The sequence below is a fragment of the Kosakonia oryziphila genome (genome assembly GCF_900094795.1).
Taxonomy (GTDB): Bacteria; Pseudomonadota; Gammaproteobacteria; order Enterobacterales; family Enterobacteriaceae; genus Kosakonia; species Kosakonia oryziphila.
The window spans coordinates 1-3,265 of sequence record NZ_FMBC01000103.1 but is presented as its reverse complement, the minus strand read 5'-3'; the positions used below and the strand labels follow the sequence as shown (position 1 = coordinate 3,265).

Annotated in this window: 2 protein-coding genes and 2 pseudogenes; all 4 read left to right on the top strand. The window is 47.0% G+C overall.

Features of this window, described 5'->3' with window-relative positions:
- Positions 1-315, top strand: a pseudogene (locus tag GA0061070_RS25390) (DUF2345 domain-containing protein); the annotation flags it as partial.
- A gap of 2 nt (positions 316-317) precedes the next feature.
- Complete coding sequence (locus GA0061070_RS24145; protein WP_090139054.1) at positions 318-1,844, top strand: esterase/lipase family protein; 1,527 nt, start codon at positions 318-320, stop codon at positions 1,842-1,844.
- An 11-nt stretch (positions 1,845-1,855) separates the two neighbouring features.
- The gene (locus GA0061070_RS24140) at positions 1,856-2,953 is read left to right on the top strand and encodes a T6SS immunity protein Tli4 family protein (protein ID WP_139109839.1); all 1,098 of its coding nucleotides are present in this window, start codon (positions 1,856-1,858) and stop codon (positions 2,951-2,953) included.
- A 178-nt stretch (positions 2,954-3,131) separates the two neighbouring features.
- A pseudogene (locus GA0061070_RS25750) lies at positions 3,132-3,265 on the top strand (type VI secretion system tip protein VgrG); the annotation flags it as partial.

Here is a 3,265-nt window from a genome sequence, read left to right as displayed (position 1 = left end):
GGCTATATTCGTATCGCAGACGGGACGGTGGAGTGTGCGGCACCGGACAAAATCATCCAGCGGGCGGCGGTGTGGCAGAAGTTTGGCGGACAGAGTATGAGTCAGGCGACCCAGGGCTGGGAAAACGCGAATTTTTCTTATACACCTAAGGCGATTGATGCCTACGATGGGTCAGCTCTGGCAGCGCAGAAAATGGCCATTCAGGGGGAGGATGCAGCCAGTCAAATCGTCTCAACCTCTGGAGATGGAAAAGGCGATTTAATGAAGCAGGTTAATGTGGTGACGGACAAACTGCGGTTCGAGGGAGAAAAATAACCATGACTCAAGCAGCAGAAAACGAGATCGTGAGCCGACCAGAATATGATGAAAATGGGCGAGCGTACTACACCTTGCCTAATGGCAGAGCGGAAGACAATCTGGTGGTTGCCTGTCCTAAGGTGGCGGAAAAGGTGATCCCGGTTATTTTTCTGCCGGGAGTCATGGGAACGAATCTTAAAAAGATAGATTCTGATAAAAAAGTCTGGCATGCAGACATGTTTCAGGGCTCAGATGCGCTGGCATGGCTGTCTAAGTCAAAAGAACAAAGAAAAGTCTTGCTGGATCCTCTTACCACTGAAGTCGATTTAACGGGAAAGGTACTTTACGACGATCTTGACGGCAGAGGGTTTCCCTCCAGAGCGGCCCGTGGCTGGGGCAGTGCGCTTTACAAAAGTTACGGTGAACCTCTCCATGTGCTTCAGTGCATGCTGAATGACGGTCATATTCTGATTGATAACCTGATCAATGGCACCAGCAGGCGAACGCCCCGCCAGTTACTGATTGGTGAAAATTTAGGTGCAGAGAAAGGCGAAGATGCGCTGACTGAGCCTGAGGTCAGGCGGAGTTATGATTACCTTTTTCCCGTGCATGTTTTTGGCTATAACTGGCTGCAGTCAAACGCTGATTCGGCCGCGTCTCTCGAACGATATATCAGTGAGACTTTAGGCACTTATCACGGCAGGCTTGCCACCAATAACGTCATTCTGGTCACCCACTCCATGGGGGGCCTGGTGGCCCGGCATTATTCAGAACAAATGAACGGCAGAGACAATATTCTGGGCATCGTTCATGGCGTTATGCCTGATCTGGGATCGCCGGCGGCATATCGCCGAATGAAGACCGGAGAGCGGGGTATTGTCGGAGCGGTAATTGGCGCTGATGCAGCAAACCTGATGCCGGTACTGGCCCAGTCACCAGGCCCTCTGCAACTGCTGCCGGGTAAAGCCTACGGGCCGGGTTGGCTGAAAATTAACGGCACGGTAAATATGAATAAGCCGGAGTCAGACCCTTACACGGAAATTTATCTGAATGAAAGTGACTGGTGGCGGCTGTGTGAGAAAGAATTGCTGCTGGATGATGTGGGTAAGGGATGGAAAAGTTATCAGAACAGGATAAAAAAGGATGTACAAAAATTTATAGAAAATTTAAACGGAAAATATCATCCCAATACCTATGCATTTTATGGTGCCAGTGAAAAATATCCTTCAGACGATCATCTGATATGGCAGCAGATCCCGGCACCGAGACCGGTTATGGGCGTACCGCTGGAGCTTCCCGTTTATCGCCATGCAGCAGGGAACACATTTGAATTGACCTCCTCCGGCAGCGCCGGGGACGGAACCGTACCAGTACGTGCTGGCAGGATTAATTTTCCCGGGATCCGCTCGCTGCTTGCGACTGAAGTAGATCATGAAGGCGCCTACGCCGTGGGGGATACCAGTACGGAAAACGGTCTTTCCATTGCGATGAAGTTCACGTTACGCTCAATTATAAAAATGGCCGGGGAGGTCGCCTCATGCGGGTAAGGCATTTATGGATGGGATTACTTGTTGTCGCCCTTATTCTCTCTACAGTTTTCTGGTTGCTCACCCGTTCGTGGCCGGTAGCTCCTTTAACGGCAAAGGAAAAACAAATGACGAATAAACTATTTGAACAGACCAAATCTCAGTGCATTGGCCGCTATCTCTTTGATGTGCCCGCTTCATTCAATAACGTTGCGATGGGGCAGGTAAAGATCAATGAAATGAGAATTACCAGCAAGCGGCTGTATCCTCCGGCGTTTGCTCAACGTATCCGGTTACGAGAACAGGAATTAAACCATAGCCCTACAGTTGATCCTAAAGACCTTCCTTATCTGAAACAGGTATACCGGGTAAACGATAATACAGTCATTTTCGATCGAAATGAAAACGGGAATGTTCCAGGCTTTGGGAGAATTCTTGAGGGCCATTTTTATAGTAATGGCGTGGCATTCATAATAACAACTCAGATTACTGACCTGTCCGACCCAAAATACAAAAAGGACAGAGAGGATTATTTAAATAGTGGTTCGAAGGAAAGCGATTTAAACGATAAGCCTCAGAAGTTGGCGGAAATGCAAAGCCTGCTATCCAGATTAAAGGGAAGAGAGGATGAAGAAGTACCAACATTACCTGGCATCTGTATTCCGGAAGGTTTTATTAATGATACAAATATGATGTCGAAAGATGATATTACTTTTATATATAAGCCAGTTGATTTTGAGATTATCGTTAACAGTTATAATACTCTGGCTAAAGACAACACATTACTGGAACGAGGTAATGAAATAAATGCTGCCCTCATCAGGGTTGGTGCCCATACACTCAAGAAAGGCACTGTAAAGTTGCCAGACATAGATGCAGAAGAATGGCTGATGAAAGGTAAGCAGGACATCTATCAACCGGAAGAGAAAAACGTTAATTACTATACGTTTCAATTTTACGGTAATGAAAAAACGGGTGATTTGAAACTTCCGGTATTTTCTGTTGAGTTACATAACTCTGGTAAGGAAACGAAAACCTATACGGATTCACAACTGGTTGATATCTGGGACAGGATCACCAGAACGTTCAGATATCGAACAGGATCAGCTCCGGGAAACACCAGGCAGTAGATGTATCTTAAATAAGAGATAGGTCTAAATATACTTCTATTGCTGGTTTTAATTTTGAGATAACCACCTGCTGCTAATTTACAGGATCTCATAAAGTGAAGCTGTAATTACTGACGCAAGGCTGGTGTGAAGAAGAAGATATCGGGCTGGAGTTTGACGTGAAACAGGGAGTGGACGAATGAGTAATAATCCCCCAATCAGATTCAGCCATAACCACCACCTGCTGGCGGTAAAGGGCTGTGACGCAGAGCTCGACGTGCTGGCTTTTGAAGGCGATGAAGCCCTGAGCACGCCGTTCAGCTACCGTATTGA

Excerpts from the sequence above, each read along its gene's own strand:
- GA0061070_RS24140 (WP_139109839.1), top strand. The coding sequence starts at position 1,856 with ATGGGATTACTTGTTGTCGCCCTTATTCTCTCTACAGTTTTCTGGTTG.
- GA0061070_RS24145 (WP_090139054.1), top strand. The coding sequence starts at position 318 with ATGACTCAAGCAGCAGAAAACGAGATCGTGAGCCGACCAGAATATGAT.